Consider the following 18,456-nt stretch of genomic DNA (forward strand, 5'->3'; position numbering starts at 1 on the left):
TGTATATTTATAATTTCTATAGTTGTAATTGTAAAAAGAACTGTGAGATCGCTAACACTTATTTATTTGTAAGCTATATTCAGGTTTGCTTTCTGCCTAGCTTGGTACATAAGAGAATATTAATATTATACCTGCATATTTAATGCAGGGAGAATGCACTTATTTCAACGCTCTGCAACAACATGCAGCGCTGCACCAACGAGCCGGGTGGCTGGATGGCTCGCTATTTTCAGAGGTCATTTGCAATGCAAAATAATGAATCAGCACGCGTCCCTTTTGACGATGAAGCGCATTCTTCACAGCGGCTTGCTTCTTTATTGGCCTCCCGGCTTATTACCCCCCCGCTGCCCAATTCTGAAGTTGTAAGTCATAGCACTGCTGCCAGCCAAGTTGTTTTTATTGAAGATAATGTGGCGGATATCGCGCAAATTATTGCGGCACTCAGCGCGGATAAAGAAGTCCATATTCTGGATTCAAGCCGGGATGGCCTGAGCCAGATGAGCGATATACTGGCCGGTAGAAGTGGTGTGGATGCGCTGCATCTTATATCTCATGGCTCTGAAGCTGCGCTGAGTTTAGGCACGCTGACACTGGATGCACAAAATCTGAATGAGCATGCTTTTGAATTGCAAACGATTGCTTTATCTCTGAAGCAGGGGGCAGATATTTTGCTCTATGGCTGCAATGTGGCTAAGGGGGATGATGGCGCTGGTTTTATTCAGCAACTGGCTAGCTATACCAAAGCCGATATTGCGGCATCGGATGATTTAAGCGGTGCTGCCGCTTTGGGCGGAAATTGGGTATTAGAAAAAACGACCGGCAATATTGAAGCGGCACTCGCTATTTCTAAACTAACTGCATATTCCGCCACCCTGGCCGTACCGGCCAATCAGAATTTTGAATCATTTTCAAATACGGGCAATTCAACTGCCAGCCGCTCTATTGGCGGGATCACTTATTCCAGTAATGGCGTTGCTGCTGTTGATATTATTGATGATATAAATGGCTTTTATAGCGAGACATTTACGGGCTTTACCGGCCGTGCCATTCTGAATGATTATAATGGAACTGCTAATTCGGGAATTTCATATTTTCAATTTTCCTCTGATAGCGTCAGTGATAAATTTAAACTCATTTCACTGGTTGCAAATGCAAACGATAATATTGGTGGCTTTAATAGCAATTTTTCGGTAACAGGCTATAGCGGGGGTAGTGGGGGCACCCAGGTGGTGCAAGTCACTGGCCTGAATATGGGGCTTTCAGCGACTTACGGTAGTGGCAATACAGCCATTGTTTATAGTAAGTTATCCAGTGTGTATAACGGAGGCTCGCTGACCTTTGGCTCGGCCTGGGACAATATTGATACGGTTGTTTTTAGCCGTACTTCCGGCTCAGATGGGGTGGGTCTGGCATTGGACAGCCTAGTGTTTACTACGCCATCGGGTAGTTCTGCAATTACCAGTGCCACTTATGATGCCAGTACCGGTGTGCTTTCTGTTACCGGCAGTGGTATGAATACGATCGATACCATTGATGCCACGAAGCTTTCACTCACAGGGCAGGGCGGGGCAAGTTATACCCTGACCAGCGCCAATACCAATCCCGGCAGCACCACTACTTTTTCAATTACCCTGAATGCCGTTGACAAAATTGCAGTGAATGGCTTGCTGAACAAGGCAGGGACATCGGCAGTCGGTGGCACGACTTTTAATCTGGCTGCGGCAGCCAACTGGGACGTCACTACAAACGCTGCAGCAGATTTAAGCGCTAACGGGGTGACTGTGAGCAATGTGAGCTCGCCAGTCATCAGCTCCGCTACCTATAACGCGGCGACGCATGTGCTGACGGTAACGGGTAGTAATTTGGTCGGAACCATTGGCACTCCAAATGATATTACGGTTTCCAAGCTGACCCTGAAGGGGGAAGGGGGCAGTACTTACACGCTGACGAGTGCCGATGTGGAAGTTGGCAGTGCTACATCGTTTGCCGTGACGCTTAATGCCACAGACCGTGCTCAGATTGAAATGCTATTTAATAAGGTGGGCACCAGCTCCAGTGGCGGCACAACGTATAACTTGGCTGCCGCCGATGACTGGAATAGCGTGATCAATAACAGCGATACCTCAGTGGCGACAGCGGGGGTGACGGTTTCCAATGTGGCCGTTCCTACCATGACTTCGGCCACCTACAACGCGGCAACGGGTGTATTGGTGGTCACGGGTACGGGCCTGTTATCGGCCAGCGGTGCAGCTAATGATATTGTGGCTAATAAGCTGACTGTGAGCGGAGAAGGAGGGGCAACGTATACGCTGACTGACAGCGCTAATGTGGATATCAGCTCGCAAACTTCATTTACGCTCACGCTTTCTGCCACCGATAAAGCGGCTATTAATCAGCTACTGAATAAAAATGGCAGCAGCGCTACAGGGGGCAGCACCTTTAATCTGGCAGCAGCAGAAGACTGGGCTGCAGGCGCGGATGCGGCAGTCGTGGTGGCGGATCTGACGGGCAACGGTATTACGGTCAGTAATGTGGCGGTGCCAGCAATAACTTCCGCAACCTATAACGCAGCAACGGGGGTCTTAACGGTAAGCGGTACAGGTTTTTTAAGCCTGAGTGGTGCGGGCAACGATATTGTGGCTAATAAGCTGAGCCTTACAGGAGAAGGTGCGAGCTACACCCTGACCGATACGGCTAATGTTGATATCAGCTCTGGTACTTCATTTACGCTGACACTCTCTGCAACTGACCAGGCTGCAATCAATCAGCTGCTGAATAAAAATGGCAGCAGCTCTACCGGTGGCACCACCTTTAACCTTGCCGCCGCCGAAGACTGGGCCGCTGGCGCCGATGCCGCTGTTGTTGTGGCTGATTTAAGCGGTAATGGCATTACCACGAGCAACGTAGCTGCGCCAGTGATCAGCTCTTCCACTTATAACGCGGCAACGGGCGTATTAGTGGTGACCGGCACGGGCTTTTTAAAACTGAGCGGTGCAAGTAATGAAATCATTGCCAATAAGCTCAGTTTTAGCGGGGAGGGCGGCAGCTACACCCTGACTGACACGGCCAATGTGGACATCACCTCAGGCACCAGCTTCAGCCTTACCCTGAGCGCTGCCGATCTGGCGCAAGTGAATCAGCTGCTGACTAAAAATGGCAGCAGTTCTGTCTCTGGCACGACTTATAATCTTGCCGCTGCAGAAGACTGGCAGGCCGGAGCAGATGCGGCGGTTGTGATTGCTGATTTAACAGGCAATGGAATAACCGTCAGCAATGTGGCTGTTCCGACGATTACCTCTGCTGCTTATGACGTGAGCACGGGCGTGCTGGTGGTGACGGGCACCGGCCTGCTTAAACTCAGCGGGGCCAATAATGATATTGTGGCCAATAAGCTGACCTTTACCGGTGAAGGGGGGCAGACTTACACCCTTACCGATAGCAGTAATGCAGAAATCACATCGGCAACCTCGTTTACCATCACCATGAGCAGCACTGATCGTGCTGCGCTTGATCTGATTATCAATAAAAACGGTACAAGCTCTGTAGACGCCAGCACTTACAACCTTGCTGCGGCTGAGGATTGGGCAGCGGGGGCAGATGCTGCGCTCGTTGTGGCCGATTTAAGCGGCAACGGGGTGACCGCCAGCAATGCGGGGGTGCCGGTGATTAACAGCGCCACTTATAACGCAGCGACCCATGTGTTAACAGTGACGGGCAGCCATTTTCAGGCCTTGGCTGGGGCGGCAAATGATATTGCGGTTTCTTTACTGACCCTGACGGGCGAAGGGGGGAGCTACACCCTGACCTCTGCTGATGTTGAAATCAGCAGCGCGACTGGTTTTTCTGTGACCTTAAATGCGGCAGATCAAATCAATATTGAAGGGTTGCTGAATAAAAACGGCAGCAGCTCAGGCAATGCCACAACTTATAACCTAGCCGCAGCAGATAACTGGCTGGCCAGTGTTGCCATGAGTGCAGATTTGACTGGTAATGCCATTACCGTAAGCAATACCACTTTGCCGCAGATTAGCTCGGCCACCTACAACGCAGCCACCGGTGCTTTGGTGGTGACGGGAAGCAATCTGATTAAAAAAGTGGGGGCAGGCAATGATGTCACCGCAAATAAACTGACTATCACGGGTGAAGGCGGCGCCACCTACACGCTGACGGATAGTGCAGATGTAGAAATCACGTCTGCCACAGAGTTTACGCTGACCTTAAGCAATAACGATAGGGCCGCTGTAAATCTGATCATCAATAAAAATGGCAGCAGCTCAAGTAGTGCAAGCAGCTACAACCTTGCAGCCGCAGAAGACTGGATTGCGGGCGCAGACAGCGCCGCTGTGGTGGCTGATCTGACTGCTAATGGGATAAGCGCCAGTAATGTGGCGGTGCCGGCTATTACATCGTCTGCCTATAACGCGGCAACAGGCACGCTGGTGGTGACGGGGACAGGGTTTTTGTCTTTAAGTGGTGCAAATAACGATATTGTTGCCAATAAATTTACCTTTAGTGGTGAGGGTGGGCAAACCTATACCCTGGTAGATACGGCCAATGTGGAGATCACATCGGGCACCAGCTTTACTCTGGTTTTAAGCGCGGCTGATAAAGCGGCCATGAATTTAATCTTTAATAAGGCAGGCACCAGCTCAACAGGAACAGCCACATACAATCTTGCTGCTGCAGAAGATTGGGCTGCCGGGGCGGATGCCGCCGTTGTTGTCGCAGATTTAAGCGGCAATGGCATCACGGTCAGTAATGTGGCCGTGCCGCAGGTTAATTCATCGGTATATAACAGCAGCACAGGCGTGTTGCAGGTGAGCGGCAGTGGCTTTTTGTCTTTAAGTGGTGGTGCTAACGATATTGTGGCCAATAAGCTGAGCTTTACCGGGCAGGGCGGCGCCAGCTACACCCTGACGGACAGCGCTAATGTGGAGATCACCTCGGGCACGGCCTTTACCCTGACACTGAGCGCCACAGATAAGGCCGCTGTGCTGCTTTTACTTAATCAAGATGGAACAAGCGCAGCGGATGCCACCACCTACAATTTGGCTGCCGCTGAAGACTGGGCTGCAGGGGCGGATGCTGCAGTGGTGGTGGCAGATCTCACCGGCAATGGCATTACGGTGGCCAGCGGCCCGGTAATCAGCAGCGCCAGTTATGACGCGGCTACCCATATTCTGAGTGTGACAGGCAGTAATTTTCAGGCCAAAACAGGTGCCGCTAATGATATTGCGGTGTCGCTGCTGAGTATTGCAGGGGAGGGAGGGAGCTATACGCTGACTTCGGCCGATGTGGAGATCACAAACAGCACGTCTTTCTCGATTAACTTAAATGCCACCGACAGCATTAATCTAGATGGCCTGCTGAATAAAAACGGCACAAGCTCCGGGAATGCCACAACGTATAACCTGGCTGCAGCAAATAACTGGCTGGCGGATGTGGCCTTAAATGCAGATTTAACGGGCAACGGGATCACGGTCAGTAATACAGCTACGCCGCAAATCACCTCTGCAAGCTACGATGCCAGCAGTGGTGTTTTAGTGGTCACGGGCACGGGCTTACTTAAAAAAATAGGTGCAGCTAATGATATTGTTGCCAATAAATTCACTCTTAAAGGCGAAGGGGCCGGGACATACGCGCTGACAGATACCGCAAATGTGGAGATTAGCTCGGCCAGTGCATTTACCCTTACCCTGAGCGCAACAGACAAAGCGGCTGTCAATCAGTTGCTGAATAAAAGCGGCACACTTTCTACGGGGGGCACCAGCTATAACCTTGCCGCCGCTGAAGATTGGATTGCTGGTGCAGACAGTGCGGCCGTCGTTGCTGATTTAACCGGCAATGCCATCACTGCAACATTGCCTGCCCCGACACCAACGCCAACACCCACACCAACGCCAACACCAACGCCAACGCCAACGCCAACACCAACACCAACACCAACACCAACACCGGTGCCCAGTACTGTTGATGGCGTTGTAGTGAGCACCACCACTACGCATGATGCGAATACAGGTCTGAATAATCAGAGTGTTTCTGTTCCTGTCATTACGGCAGGCAGGGTAGAGGACAGCAGCACATCGCATGGTCAGCTGGCCGATATTCCGCTTGGTATCAATCAGGGTGCAGCCAGCTCTAATCTGGTGGTGAGCTTGCCCAATGGCACCGGCCTGCAGGCGGATGGCCCCAATACACTGCTGAGTAATAATCAGGCTTTGATTGATTTAATTATGCGTATCGAAAGCAAAACGGTGTCTGGCTCACAAGTGCAAACAGGGATGACGGGGTTTGGTACTCAATTTTTAAATAATTTATTGCCCGATACCTTGTTACAAACCAAAACGCTGACGCTCAGCATCGCGCCTGACCAGACGCTCAATCAGGCGATCCTCGTTTCAGGTACACCGGCTGCGGGCAATGGCGGCTCTGTACCTGCATTGCCCTCTTCCTCGCTTGCTCTTGTGATCGATGCCAGAGCATTGCCATCAGGTATAACGATTCAGCTTGATGATGTTGATTTTGCCAGCATTGTTGGCAGCGCCATTGTGCGTGGCGGTAACGGAAAAAACTATGTGATTGGCGATGATGCATCACAAACACTCTTTTTGGGGGCTGATGACGATACGCTGCTTGGCGGAGCAGGCGATGATATCGTAGGCAGTGCGGGAGGAAATGATTATCTGGATGGCGGAGCCGATAATGACCGCCTGTTTGGCGGCATAGGCAACGATACCGTGCTGGGCGGCAGTGGTAATGATTCTGTGCAGGGCGGGCGTAGTGATTTAGGACAATGGAATTTTTATCTGAATAATCAGGGCCAGGTAACAGGCCGTCATATCACCCAATTGGTGGATGCCACACAGACTGAAACCATCACGGCCGCAGAGCTTAATCAGGCGGTGGCAGATTTAGGCTTTGCCACAGGCAGCCAAACAGCACTGCAATCCCTTGCTCTGCTTTATCATGCCGCTTTTAACCGCAGCCCTGATTTGGCAGGCTTAAGTTATTGGGTCAAAACAGGCAAAACCACAGATCAAATTGCGCTTGATTTTAGCTATTCAAATGAATGGAATAATAGCGCGGGCAAGCTTTCAAATTTAGATTTTATGCGTCAGCTTTATCAGACCACCCAAGGCAGCGTTGATCAGAATGGCAGCGGTACATGGGCCGCCAAGCTGGATTCGGGTGCTGTGACACGTGCTGAGGTATTAAAGCAGTTTGCTGGTAGCAGTGAGCATCAGGCTCTGTGGCTGACCGCCTTTGGCCTGTCGCTGGGAGGGCAAAATATCAGCTCTGAACAAGGCTGGATTGCCGGCAGCGGAGACGATCGCCTGACTGGCGGCAGTGGCAATGACACCCTCGTAGGGGGCGATGGCAGCGACACCGTGGTTTACTCTGGCAAGCTGGCTGATTACAAATTTATTCTCAGCAATAAAGGCGAAGTACAGATTGCAGAAAATAAAGCCAATGGGGATATTGATTTAATCAGACAGATTGAAAAGGGAGAATTCAGCGATGGTACGGTCGATTTAAGCTTCACTCAAGCCGGCCAAGCCACTTTGCAGCAAATTGCTTTAATGTACCAAATGGTGCTGGGAAGAAATGCAGAGCTTAATGGCTTCGGCTATTGGACAAGTCACTATCAGGAAAACAAAGCACTGGCAGATGGCTTTTTATACTCGGCAGAATTTCAGCAACAACATGGCAGCCTGAATAACGCTGATTTTGTTAACCTGCTTTATCAGAATGCATTGCATCATGCTGCGGATGCTACTAGCCAGCAAAATTGGCAAGGCTATCTGGCCAGCCATACACGCGCAGAAATGGTTGTTGCATTGAGCATCAGCCCGGAAATCATCGCCACTCAATACAATACTGAAGGCTTATGGATGGTGTGATGATGATCTGGCGCTTTTAAAAGTAATATTTGCAGAACATGATTTAAAAGCCGGAATCTTTCCGGCTTTTTTGGGTGCTGCAGGCAACAAAAAACCCGCTAAGCCTTATCGGATGCGGGTTTAAAGTTTTTCTGCTGTGGTGCCCGGGATCGGACTTGAACCGATACGCCATAAGCGAGGGATTTTAAGTCCCTTGTGTCTACCAATTTCACCACCCGGGCATTTCAACATCATTTGCTTTGCATTTGATTGGCATAAATCAAAGATAAATACTTTTTCTTTGGTAACGGGCTGAATTTTTATATTCTGCCTGTTTTTTTATGCTTGTTTCAAACTGCGTCAGCGACAACAGGCGTGCATTCTATCGCGTTTCGAAATTATTGCAATACCCCTGCCACAATAATTTTTATCAGGGTGGCGCGGGTTTGGCGGGCTGATCTGATGCATTTTATGGTTAAGGAGGCTAGGTGTTTGAATTATATTCAAAAATATTTTCTGGTAGCTTGTCATTGATTGATACATCGGCTTGTTGAGTGCGTAATATTTTTTTGTTTTTTTAGATCAGATGATTTTTTGCCGCCTAGCATCACTTCGTCGGTGAAGCTTTTAAAACGATAGTTTTACAGATTGCCCCTTAGAGCTGAAGATTTTGTGCAATGAATTAATTTGACTAGACTTGAATTTAGCCATGCACAGGAGCACTGCGATGCAAATTGCACAGATTAAATTAGGGCAGTTTGATCAGCTTGCCAGCCAGCTTGATGAATTAAAGGCCGTTGAGCCTCAGTGGCTGCTGGTGTTTGGCAGCCGGGCATTTTTGGCTGATACCCTTTTATATAGTGTGATCAGGCAAAGTTTTCCTTCCGCGGTAGTGCTGGGCTGTTCAACTGCAGGCGAGATTTCTGCGGGTGGTGTTGGAGAGGATGGCTGCGTGATTACCGCTATTCACTGGCGGTTTGGGGTGCCTCAGTGCGCAGTGACGCAATTGCGGGATATGCAGGACAGCGAACAGGCCGGGCAGCGGCTGTCAGCGCAGCTTCAGCAGCCTTTGTCTGGTGTTTTGCTGTTTGCTCAGGGTGTGAATATCAATGGCAGCGCCTTGGTGGCCGGGCTGGAAAGTGGTTTGCCTGCGGGCGTACCTATCATGGGGGGCCTTGCCGGAGATGGCACGGCATTTAACCAGACGGTGGTAATCAGCCCGGCCGGGGTTGCTGCAGATACCGTGGTGGCGATGGCGATTCCTGCCGGGGTGTCCGTGGGGCATGGTTCTTATGGCGGGTGGAGGCCTTTTGGCCCCGCACGGCGGGTTAGTCGTCATGAGGGTAATGTTTTGTACGAGCTTGATGATGAGCCTGCCTTGGATGTTTATAAGCGCTATCTGGGGGAGTACGCCGAGCAGTTGCCTTCATCCGGTCTACTGTTTCCATTTGAGATGCTTGGGCAGGATCATTCGGCACTGGGGGTAGTGCGCACTATTCTGGGGGTTGATGAGGCAAGTGGCAGCCTAACACTGGCAGGAGATCTGATTAGTGATGGCTATTTGCGGCTGATGCATGCAAGCAATGATGCTCTGGCCGATGGGGCAGAATCAGCAGCGCTGGCAGCTAGGGCGCTGAATGGTGCTGTCAGCGGGCTGGGTCTGTTGGTGAGTTGTGTAGGGCGTAAGTTGGTGATGGGGGGCCGTGTTGAGGAAGAAATAGAAGCGGTGGCCGGGGTGCTTGGCCCGCAAATAAGTCTGGCTGGGTTTTATTCTTATGGCGAAATCAGCCCTTTGCTGGGCGCAACAGGCTGTAAATTACACAATCAAACGATGACGATCAGTATTTTGAGTGATCAGCCATATGAATAAATTGCTCGCACGTCAGTTAAAGCGCTACCTGGCTTGGGCTGATGAGTCGGCGGTGGAGGCGATGCTGCAGGCTGCAGATTTAGCTGCGGTTGATATTCGTGATCGGTCTGTGGCGGTCTTACTGGGTAATTTCAGACGTTTATTACTGGCCATTGATGAGTCGTATCAGCAGTTTGACCGGGATGTGGCTCTGGGCTCGCGCAGCTTGCAAATTAGTTCGGATGAGCTGAGCAAGGCCAACAGCACTTTGCGCCAGGAGGTGCTGGCAAGGCAAAGGGCGATTGATACTTTGTGGGAAACGGCAAATCGTTTACAAGCCAGCCTTGGTCGCCCAGCGCTGGGTAAGGAAAGTGCCGGGCTTGAGCAGCTGTCTGTACTGATGGGAAGCTTACTGAATGAGCGTCAGCAGGCCGAGGCCGCATTGCAGCAGCAGGAAGCGCAATTTCGAATGCTTGCAGGTAATGTGCCTGGTGTGGTTTTTCGGGGGCAAATCGAGTATCCCCGCGGGATGCACTATATCAATGATGAAATTGAAGTGCTGACGGGCTGCCCGGCGCAGCATTTTCTTTTGCCTCATGTCACGCACAGCTATGGCGCTTTAGTGTTGCGCGAAGATTTAGCCTTACTTGAAAAAACAATTCATGCCGCTTTAGCAGGGCCAGATCGCTATTCCGTTGAATATCGGCTTGTCCATGCCAGTGGCGCAATCCGATGGGTGCTGGAGCGCGGGCAGATTGTCAGAAATGCAGCACAGCAAGCAGAATATCTGGATGGAATTATTTTTGATATTACAGATCAAAAGCTGGCGGCAGTTCAATTACGCCAGCTTTCTGCCGCCATTGAGGCTAATCCTGTGCCGGTGCTGATTACAGATGCAGAAGGGGTGATTGAGTATTTAAACCCAAAGTTTGAGCAGACATTTGGTTATTCATTAGCAGAAATTAAAGGTGAAACACCCAATATATTGCTTTCTGGAGAGATTAATTTACTGGCTTATCAGGAAATGTGGCAAAGCTTATTGCGTGGGGATGAGTGGAGGCGCGACGTTCGCCATAGTTGTAAATCCGGGCAATTAGTCTGGATGTCGGTTTCGGTGTCTCCAATTCGGGATGCGGCGGATAAAGTAACGCATTTTGTGGCGGTATACGACAATATTGAGTTGCGTAAGGCTGCGGAAGAGGCGCTGATTAAAGCAAAAGAGGCTTCAGATCAGGCAAATCGGCTTAAAAGTGATTTTTTGGCCAATATGAGCCATGAAATACGTACCCCGATGAATGCGATTATTGGGATGACTCATCTGGCATTAAATACGGATTTAAGTAAGCAGCAAAGAGATTATTTAACTAAAACCAGTTGTACCGCCGAATCTTTATTACATATTTTGAATGATATTCTGGATTTTTCTAAAATTGAGGCAAATCGCCTGCAAATGGAAATACTGCCTTTCAGGTTTGAGTCTGTTTTAGAAAAACTGTCTGCACTTTATGCATTAAAAGCAGAAGAAAAAGGTTTGCGGCTTTATATCGAGCCAGCGGCAGATTGTGATCTTTCTTTATTGGGTGATTCTCTGCGTATTGGGCAAATTTTAAATAATTTGGTTGGTAATGCGATTAAATTCACCCCAGAAGGGGAGGTGAGGGTACAAATCAGGCTGCTTGAAGCACAGGAGCAGCGGGTGCATTTGCAAATCGCAGTAAAAGACACAGGAATAGGCTTATCCGCAGCACAAATTGCCCAGTTGTTTAAGCCGTTTTCTCAGGCCGATAGCTCTACCACCCGGAAATTTGGTGGCACGGGCTTGGGATTATCTATTTGCAAACGTTTGGTCGAGCTGATGAAAGGGCATATCTGGATTGAAAGCACGCCTCAGCAGGGCAGTACGTTTTATGTGTCACTGTGGCTGATGCGTTCGGCAGAGCAGGTCTTGCCTGATCTGGTGAGCGGGCCTGTGCAGCGTCTTGATGGTGTGCGTATTTTATTGGTTGAAGACAATGTGCTTAATCAGCAGGTGGCTTATGAGTTATTAACTAATGTGGGGGCCAGCGTCATTATTGCTCAGCATGGCGGAGAGGCATTGGGCTGGTTATCCATTGATCCTTTGCCTTGCGATTTAATTTTAATGGATTTACAAATGCCGGTGGTGGATGGCCATCAGGCTACGCAATTAATTCGCTCCGAACCCCGTTTTAATTCTTTGGCCATTGTGGCTATGACGGCGCATGCCATGTCGGATGAGCGTCAGCGCTGCCTAAATCTGGGGATGAATGACTATATTACTAAGCCTGTGCAGCCCAATGAGCTGTTTACAACGGTTGCAAAATGGGCTGGGCAGGCTGTTCGCCCCCAACCTGAGGAGGGTAAAAAAGTAAGCAAAGTGCCTGATGAGTCTGTACTTCCCCATTTACCAGGCATAAATACACAAGAGGTTTTGCAGCGGCTGGGGGGGAATAAAGCACTGATCACTCATCTTTTCCAGCAGTTTTATCAGGATTATCAAGGGGGATACGAGCAGTTTCAATACTTGTTAAAGACGGATGCCAAGGGGGCCGAGCGCTGGGTTCACTCGATAAAGGGGGTGGCGGGTACTTTGGGTATGCATGATTTGATGCTAGCTGCCGGGCAGCTGGAGCGGCAGCTACAGCTTTATCCCGCAGATGAGGGCGCTGCAGCTTATCCTTTTAAATCAGAGCTCAATCATATGCTTGGCACGGTTGGCCGAGGCTATACTCAATTTATAAAACCACATAAAAATCCGCCGGATACAGAAAAAACGGGCTTGCTGACCAAGCAGCTGTCAGCTCTTTTGGATGATTGTGATGGTGATTCGGTTGATGTGTATTACCGTTTACGTGAGCAACTGGAGGGATGGGTTGAGGTGGCCTTACTTGATCGCCTAGGAGAAGCAATTAATACATTTGATTTTGAACGGGCTTTAGAGAGCCTTACGCTGATCGGGAAAAAATTGTAGGGAAATCTTATGCTCGATGCAGAGTTTAATTATCGCCGGACAATCTTATTGGTGGATGACACGCCCGCTAATCTGGCTGTGCTGAATGATTGCCTGAAAGATACCTATAAACTGCGCATCGCAAATAATGGTGAGCAGGCATTAATCTTGGCTGAGCGGGATCCGGTTCCTGATCTGGTTTTGCTGGATGTAATGATGCCAAATATGGATGGGATTGAGGTTTGTCAGCGCCTGAAAGCCAAGAATAAAACGAATGATATTCCGGTTATTTTTCTGACGGCTAAAACGCAGGAGGCGGATGAGATTAATGGCTTTAATGCGGGGGCGGTGGATTATATCCATAAGCCACTTAATCCGGCCATTGTGCAGGCAAGAGTCAAAAATCATATTACGATTCAGGACTTAAAAAACTCAATTCGACTTTATAACCAGACGCTTGAAGAGCGTGTAGAGCAGCGGACTCAGGAGCTATTGAAAATTCAGGATGCAACAATCCTGGCTATGGGTGTGATGGCCGAGCTGCGGGATGAGGAAACAGGCTTACATCTGAAGCGCACACAGGAGTACTTGCGCTGCCTTGCCGGGGCAGTGGCTGATCATCCGCGATTTATTCATCAGCTTGATCCGGAAAACATTGCTGGGATGGCCAAATCAGCCCCTTTGCATGATATTGGCAAGGTGGGTGTGCCGGATGCCATTTTGCATAAGCCCGCAAAGCTCACTGATGAAGAATTTACCATTATGAAAAATCACCCTACATATGGGCGCAATATTATTCGTGAAGTGGAGCGAATGCTGGGTGAGGAAAGTGTCTTTTTGCGCTATGCCCGGGAGATCGCTTATGGGCACCAGGAAAAATGGGATGGGTCGGGCTATCCCCAGGGGGCGAAAGGTGATGAGATCCCCTTATCTGCAAGATTGATGGCCGTGGCAGATGTCTACGACGCCTTAGTGAGCAAGCGGGTCTATAAAGAGGCTTTTTCGCATGAGAAATCGGTGGCGATTATCCTAGAGGGAAAGGGGAAGCATTTCGATCCGGATTTAATTGATGGTTTTATAAAGGTGGCGGGGCAGTTTCAGGCGATTGCATTGCAGTATGCGGATAAAGAGGAGGACGATTTGGCGGGGTGAAGAACTTGTGGGTGGAGGCTTGTGCTGATCATCAACATGGCCCGTCAACAAATGGAGTGCCATTGTTTCAAAGCAATAAGAGGCTGTTTTTGGGTTTGTACATGAAAAAAGCCGTTTCAGAAATAGCAGACAAAGAAAAAGCCCTGATTGATCAGGGCTTTAACGTTCTTGCTTATGGAGGCGGAGGCCGGAATCGAACCGGCGTAGACGGCTTTGCAAGCCGCTGCATAACCATTTTGCTACTCCGCCATGGTTACTTAAATAAAGGATAAGATCTTTATTCTTAAAATTTGGAGCGGGAAAGGAGGCTCGAACTCCCGACATCTACCTTGGCAAGGTAGTGCTCTACCAACTGAGCTATTCCCGCATTGATTTGATTCTACATGAAATGGAGCGGGAAAGGAGGCTCGAACTCCCGACATCTACCTTGGCAAGGTAGTGCTCTACCAACTGAGCTATTCCCGCATTCGTCATGCTTTTACTACAGAACTAAAATAAGTGGAGCGGGAAAGGAGGCTCGAACTCCCGACATCTACCTTGGCAAGGTAGTGCTCTACCAACTGAGCTATTCCCGCATCTTACTTTATTTCTACAACGATTTACTGGAGCGGGAAAGGAGGCTCGAACTCCCGACATCTACCTTGGCAAGGTAGTGCTCTACCAACTGAGCTATTCCCGCATCACTGCTTTGTTTCGTTTTCTTTTCTGCCGTTGCGTCAGAAGAGGAGTCGCATTATGAAGATGAGCCCTTGCTTCGTCAAGCACTATCTGCGCATTTTTCTACCTGAAAAGGGGTGTAAATAGATAGTGGCTTGATATTTAAAGGCTAAGTTATGGTACGCTTATGGCTGCTGACGCTTGCTAGGGATACTGGTGATGCTGTTTGTCGTTAGCAATACATTATTTTTTTATGCTGCCGGGTTGACGGCGGCTTCTCATTGGAGGAATTCCCGTGTCCAAACGTGTTGTCACACTTGCGCATTACTATACCCAGCCTGAAATCCAGCAAATGGCCGATAAAGTCGGCGATAGCTTAGAACTGTCTTTATACGCTAAAGAATGCGGCGCAGATGTTATTGTGTTTGCAGGCGTGCGTTTTATGGCAGAAACCGCCAAGATTCTTAACCCGCAGGCTGAGGTGATTTTGCCAGCCAGCGGTTCTACTTGCTCATTAGTCACCCAAACCGACGTGGCCGCCTTACAAAAATGGCGTGAAGAGCACGCAGATTATGTGCATGTCTCTTATATTAATTCCTCTGCCGAGCATAAAGCTTTATCGGATTGGATTGTAACCAGCCGTAATGTGGATGACATTATCGCCAGCCTTTATGCCGAAGGTAAAAAGGTGGCATTCTCGCCAGACCGCAATATGGGCGCATATTTAAACTTCCAGTATGGCTACGATATGCCGCTGTGGAGTGCCGTGTGCGAAGTGCACGATAAATTCAATCAAGCCGCGCTAGATGAAGCATTCGCGGCGGTTGCTGGCGCTAAATATCTGATTGCTCACCCTGAAAGCCCGCTGCCTGTGTTGCAGCAAGCTGATTACGTGGGCTCCACATCGGGCATGCTGAATTGGATTAAAGCCTTTGATAAAGAGCCTGATGCGGTGATCTTTGTCGCGACTGAAGACGGCATTCTCTACAATATGGGCCTTGCCCGCCCTGACTTGAATATTAAACAAGCCCCTATATATGCGGGCTGTCAGTGCAATTCCTGCCCTTATATGAAGATGAATACCATTGATGCGGTGAAGCGCGCCCAAGCGGGCGAGGGCACACGCATTGATTATCTCAGCGCCGAACAAATGGATAATGCCCGCCTGCCGATCGAGCGCATGCTGGAATTCTCTAAGCGTTATTACCAGTAAGCAAGATTGCAGAGAGAAAGGCGGGTGTGTTACCCGCCTTTTTTTGTCTTTTAAGCTTGAAGCTTGTGATTTCTTTCGGGCTTCTTTCCTATGTCAGATTAAATGACGGGTGATTGAATGATGCTGGATTACCTCGTATTTATTGGGCGCTTTCAGCCTTTTCATCTTGGGCATTTGCAGGTGGTTAAGGCGGCTTTAGAGCGGGCGGGCAAGCTGATTGTGATTTGCGGCTCAGCTCGTCAGGCTAGGAACCCGCGCAACCCATGGACAGTGCCTGAGCGCGAAGCGATGCTGCGGGCTGCATTGCCGCCTCAGATGCAGGATAGAGTGTTTGTCGTGGGCTGCTCAGACCGTATGTATAACGATCAGCAGTGGGTTACCGAGGTGCAAAGCCTCGTGGATAAAGTGATTGCGGTTGATACCGCCAGCCTTGGCAGCCGCGAGGCGCAGTTTAAAGTGGGTATTGTGGGCAGCAGCCGCAGCAAGCACACCTATTATCTTGATCTTTTTCCACAGTGGCAGAGGGTAGAAGTGCCTGAGATTATCGGCATTCATGCCTCGCAAGTGCGCCGTAATCTGTTTGCCGATGGTGGGGCAGGGCTTTGTGCAGATAAATTACCCGCGTCTGTCTATGCGCATTTACAAGCGTTTCGCTCAGGTGATGTTTACGCCAATCTAGAGGCAGAATGGCGCTTTGTGCAGGACTATCGCAAGGCTTGGTCGGCTGCGCCCTATCCGCCCACCTTTGTCACCGTAGATGCGGTGGTGATTCACTCCGGGCATATTTTGCTGGTGCGGCGCAAAAACTTGCCGGGGCGCGGGCTGTGGGCCTTGCCGGGTGGTTTTATTAATCAGGATGAATTGGTTAAAGATGCGGTGATTCGGGAGCTGCGCGATGAAACGCGTTTAAAAGTGCCTGCACCGGTGCTGGCGGGCTCGATTCGCTCTTCACGGGTCTTTGATCACCCGCATAGATCCTTGCGCGGGCGCACCATTACCCATGCGTTTTTGATTGAGCTTACGCCCACCGGAGAGGGCTTGCCTAAGGTGCGTGGTGGGGACGATGCAGAACGGGCTAAATGGGTGCCGTTATTTGAATTTAACCGTATGGAGGCCGAGTTGTTTGAAGATCATTTCTATATTGTGAATTGGTTTTTAGGGCAGATTTAAGGTTAAAAGATTATTGGCATGTGGATATATGCTCATTTAAAGTATTTTTTTTGATCTGGTGCCAGGGCAATATGAAAGCATTTGAATTGATAGAAAAAGCATTTTGGGAAGATTTGCTTGCCAGTTTTGATCTGGGTGAATACAGCGAAGAATTTGTAATTGAATACTCCGCTATCGGTATGAATCTTGATGCTCAAATGGGCACAGCTTTTTTTGAAGCGGAACATCATGAACCCGATGTGAAGATCAGCTCATCCAGCGCAAAATTGAAAACAATCACTGATTCTAATCAGGCCACCTTGGTGGAATATGCATTTGATGATGACGACTTGATGCTGGCTTTTGTTCAGCCTTTAATGCCAGAGAGTGAAGTGTTTTGGAAAAGGAAGTCTGATCATCAATATCATGAGATTACTGCTTTTGATCGCATGGCGCTGATTGCCGCACAGATCGTTTTAAATCAGGCCGCTGCATCCATTGTTGCCAGTGAATTAAAAGAAATGGGGGAGTTTTAACCGAGCCGCTGATTGATATTAATTAAAAAAGCCTGCATCACAAGATGCAGGCTTTTTTATGAATTACTTAACCAACTCTAAAGGCACTGGAATATTTTTCTCTGGCGTCTGGCCATCGATGATTTTCTTAGCCGCTTCAATCCCCATTTTGCCGATCAGCTCAGGTTTTTGTTGTACGGTCGCGGCCATTTTGCCCGCTTTTACTGCGGCAACAGCATCTGCTGTAGCATCAAAGCCCACTACAACCACATTTTTCAGGCCAGCTGCTTCTAGTGCTTGTACTGCACCCAGCGCCATTTCATCGTTGTGGGCAAATACGGCTTTAATCTTTTTATTGCCTTGCAGGATGTTTTCCATCACAGACAAGCCTTTAGCGCGATCAAAATCAGCGGGCTGCTTGGCGGCCACTTTTACGCCTTTTTCAGCATCTACACCAGCATGAAAGCCTTGGCCGCGTTCGCGTGCTGCAGAAGAGCCCGCAATGCCTTCTAGCTCGGCGATTTCACCTTGCTTGCCGATTTTTTCCAGCAGAAACGCGGCTGCCATTTTGCCGCCGGCTACATTATCAGAAGCAATATGGCTGACCACTTCGCCGCCATTGACGCTGCGGTCCAGCGTAATCACGGGGATTTTTGCTGCATTAGCTTGTTTAACGGCAGACACCAGCGCATCAGAGTCTGTTGGGTTAATCAGAATCACTTTTACTTTTTTCTGGATTAAATCTTCGATGCTGGCAATTTGCTTAGCCGCATCGTCTTGTGCATCCACTGTGATCAGCGTTAGGCCACTTGCCTTGGCGGCTTCCTCTGCACCTTGTTTTAAGGTGACAAAGAAAGGATTATTTTGGGTGGAAATCGCTAAGCCAACGGTATTGCTGCTTGCCGTTTCGGCAACCGGCGGGGCAGAGGCCGCTGGTGCGGCGCTTTCCGGGCCTTGCTTGGAGCAGGCAGAAAAAGCAAGAGCCATTGAGGCGATCAGAAGAGGTTTGAGCCAAGTTTTCATGTTTAAAGCCTTGTGTGTGAAGGACAACGACATTAGCACTGGCGACTTCT

General features: G+C 49.4%; 8 protein-coding genes and 6 tRNA genes. 7 read left to right on the top strand and 7 right to left on the bottom strand.

What is annotated here, in order from left to right:
- Window positions 1-245 precede the first annotated feature (245 nt).
- Window positions 246-7,901: a DUF4347 domain-containing protein gene (locus tag DYD62_RS03190; protein ID WP_165928591.1), complete on the top strand. Its 7,656-nt coding sequence runs from the start codon at window positions 246-248 to the stop codon at window positions 7,899-7,901.
- A 137-nt stretch (window positions 7,902-8,038) separates the two neighbouring features.
- Here DYD62_RS03190 and DYD62_RS03195 read toward each other — a convergent pair.
- A tRNA-Leu gene (locus DYD62_RS03195) sits at window positions 8,039-8,122 on the bottom strand.
- 485 nt (window positions 8,123-8,607) lie between these two features.
- Between DYD62_RS03195 and DYD62_RS03200 the strand changes: the two genes are divergently transcribed.
- Genes DYD62_RS03200 through DYD62_RS03210 form a run of 3 tightly spaced genes read left to right on the top strand, consistent with a single transcriptional unit; the run spans window position 8,608 to window position 13,849 of the window.
- A complete protein-coding gene (locus tag DYD62_RS03200) occupies window positions 8,608-9,750 on the top strand; it encodes an FIST signal transduction protein (protein WP_115226044.1) in 1,143 nt (380 codons plus the stop codon).
- Window positions 9,743-12,718: a hybrid sensor histidine kinase/response regulator gene (locus DYD62_RS03205; protein ID WP_115226045.1), complete on the top strand. Its 2,976-nt coding sequence runs from the start codon at window positions 9,743-9,745 to the stop codon at window positions 12,716-12,718. Before DYD62_RS03200 ends, DYD62_RS03205 begins: the two co-directional genes overlap by 8 nt.
- A 9-nt stretch (window positions 12,719-12,727) precedes the next feature.
- Window positions 12,728-13,849, top strand: a complete 1,122-nt coding sequence (locus DYD62_RS03210; RefSeq protein ID WP_115226046.1) for a response regulator — start codon at window positions 12,728-12,730, stop codon at window positions 13,847-13,849.
- Between the two features lie 175 nt (window positions 13,850-14,024).
- Here the strand turns inward: DYD62_RS03210 and DYD62_RS03215 are convergent.
- The 5 genes from DYD62_RS03215 to DYD62_RS03235 form a co-directional block, all read right to left on the bottom strand.
- Window positions 14,025-14,098, bottom strand: a tRNA-Cys gene (locus DYD62_RS03215).
- A gap of 42 nt (window positions 14,099-14,140) precedes the next feature.
- A tRNA-Gly gene (locus DYD62_RS03220) sits at window positions 14,141-14,216 on the bottom strand.
- 22 nt (window positions 14,217-14,238) lie between these two features.
- A tRNA-Gly gene (locus DYD62_RS03225) sits at window positions 14,239-14,314 on the bottom strand.
- Between the two features lie 34 nt (window positions 14,315-14,348).
- Window positions 14,349-14,424: transfer RNA gene (locus DYD62_RS03230), tRNA-Gly, on the bottom strand.
- A 28-nt stretch (window positions 14,425-14,452) separates the two neighbouring features.
- Window positions 14,453-14,528, bottom strand: a tRNA-Gly gene (locus tag DYD62_RS03235).
- A gap of 273 nt (window positions 14,529-14,801) precedes the next feature.
- Between DYD62_RS03235 and nadA the strand changes: the two genes are divergently transcribed.
- The 3 genes from nadA to DYD62_RS03250 all read left to right on the top strand — a co-directional run bounded on the left by nadA (window position 14,802) and on the right by DYD62_RS03250 (window position 17,404).
- Window positions 14,802-15,719 carry a quinolinate synthase NadA gene (gene nadA / locus DYD62_RS03240; protein WP_115226047.1) on the top strand — a complete coding sequence of 306 codons (918 nt, stop codon included), beginning with the start codon at window positions 14,802-14,804 and terminating at the stop codon, window positions 15,717-15,719.
- A 117-nt stretch (window positions 15,720-15,836) separates the two neighbouring features.
- On the top strand, window positions 15,837-16,889 hold the full coding sequence (locus tag DYD62_RS03245; RefSeq protein ID WP_115226048.1) for a bifunctional nicotinamide-nucleotide adenylyltransferase/Nudix hydroxylase: 1,053 nt from the start codon (window positions 15,837-15,839) through the stop codon (window positions 16,887-16,889).
- A 71-nt stretch (window positions 16,890-16,960) separates the two neighbouring features.
- Window positions 16,961-17,404 carry a hypothetical protein gene (locus DYD62_RS03250; protein ID WP_132038604.1) on the top strand — a complete coding sequence of 148 codons (444 nt, stop codon included), beginning with the start codon at window positions 16,961-16,963 and terminating at the stop codon, window positions 17,402-17,404.
- 63 nt (window positions 17,405-17,467) lie between these two features.
- Here DYD62_RS03250 and rbsB read toward each other — a convergent pair whose 3' ends face one another.
- Complete coding sequence (rbsB, locus tag DYD62_RS03255; protein ID WP_115226050.1) at window positions 17,468-18,406, bottom strand: ribose ABC transporter substrate-binding protein RbsB; 939 nt, start codon at window positions 18,404-18,406, stop codon at window positions 17,468-17,470.
- Window positions 18,407-18,456 lie beyond the last annotated feature (50 nt).

Source organism: Iodobacter fluviatilis (assembly GCF_900451195.1).
Lineage (GTDB): Bacteria > Pseudomonadota > Gammaproteobacteria > Burkholderiales > Chitinibacteraceae > Iodobacter > Iodobacter fluviatilis.

Excerpts from the sequence above, each read along its gene's own strand:
- DYD62_RS03190 (WP_165928591.1), top strand. The coding sequence starts at position 246 with ATGCAAAATAATGAATCAGCACGCGTCCCTTTTGACGATGAAGCGCAT.
- DYD62_RS03200 (WP_115226044.1), top strand. The coding sequence starts at position 8,608 with ATGCAAATTGCACAGATTAAATTAGGGCAGTTTGATCAGCTTGCCAGC.
- DYD62_RS03205 (WP_115226045.1), top strand. The coding sequence starts at position 9,743 with ATGAATAAATTGCTCGCACGTCAGTTAAAGCGCTACCTGGCTTGGGCT.
- DYD62_RS03210 (WP_115226046.1), top strand. The coding sequence starts at position 12,728 with ATGCTCGATGCAGAGTTTAATTATCGCCGGACAATCTTATTGGTGGAT.
- DYD62_RS03245 (WP_115226048.1), top strand. The coding sequence starts at position 15,837 with ATGATGCTGGATTACCTCGTATTTATTGGGCGCTTTCAGCCTTTTCAT.
- DYD62_RS03250 (WP_132038604.1), top strand. The coding sequence starts at position 16,961 with ATGAAAGCATTTGAATTGATAGAAAAAGCATTTTGGGAAGATTTGCTT.
- rbsB (WP_115226050.1), bottom strand. The coding sequence starts at position 18,406 with ATGAAAACTTGGCTCAAACCTCTTCTGATCGCCTCAATGGCTCTTGCT.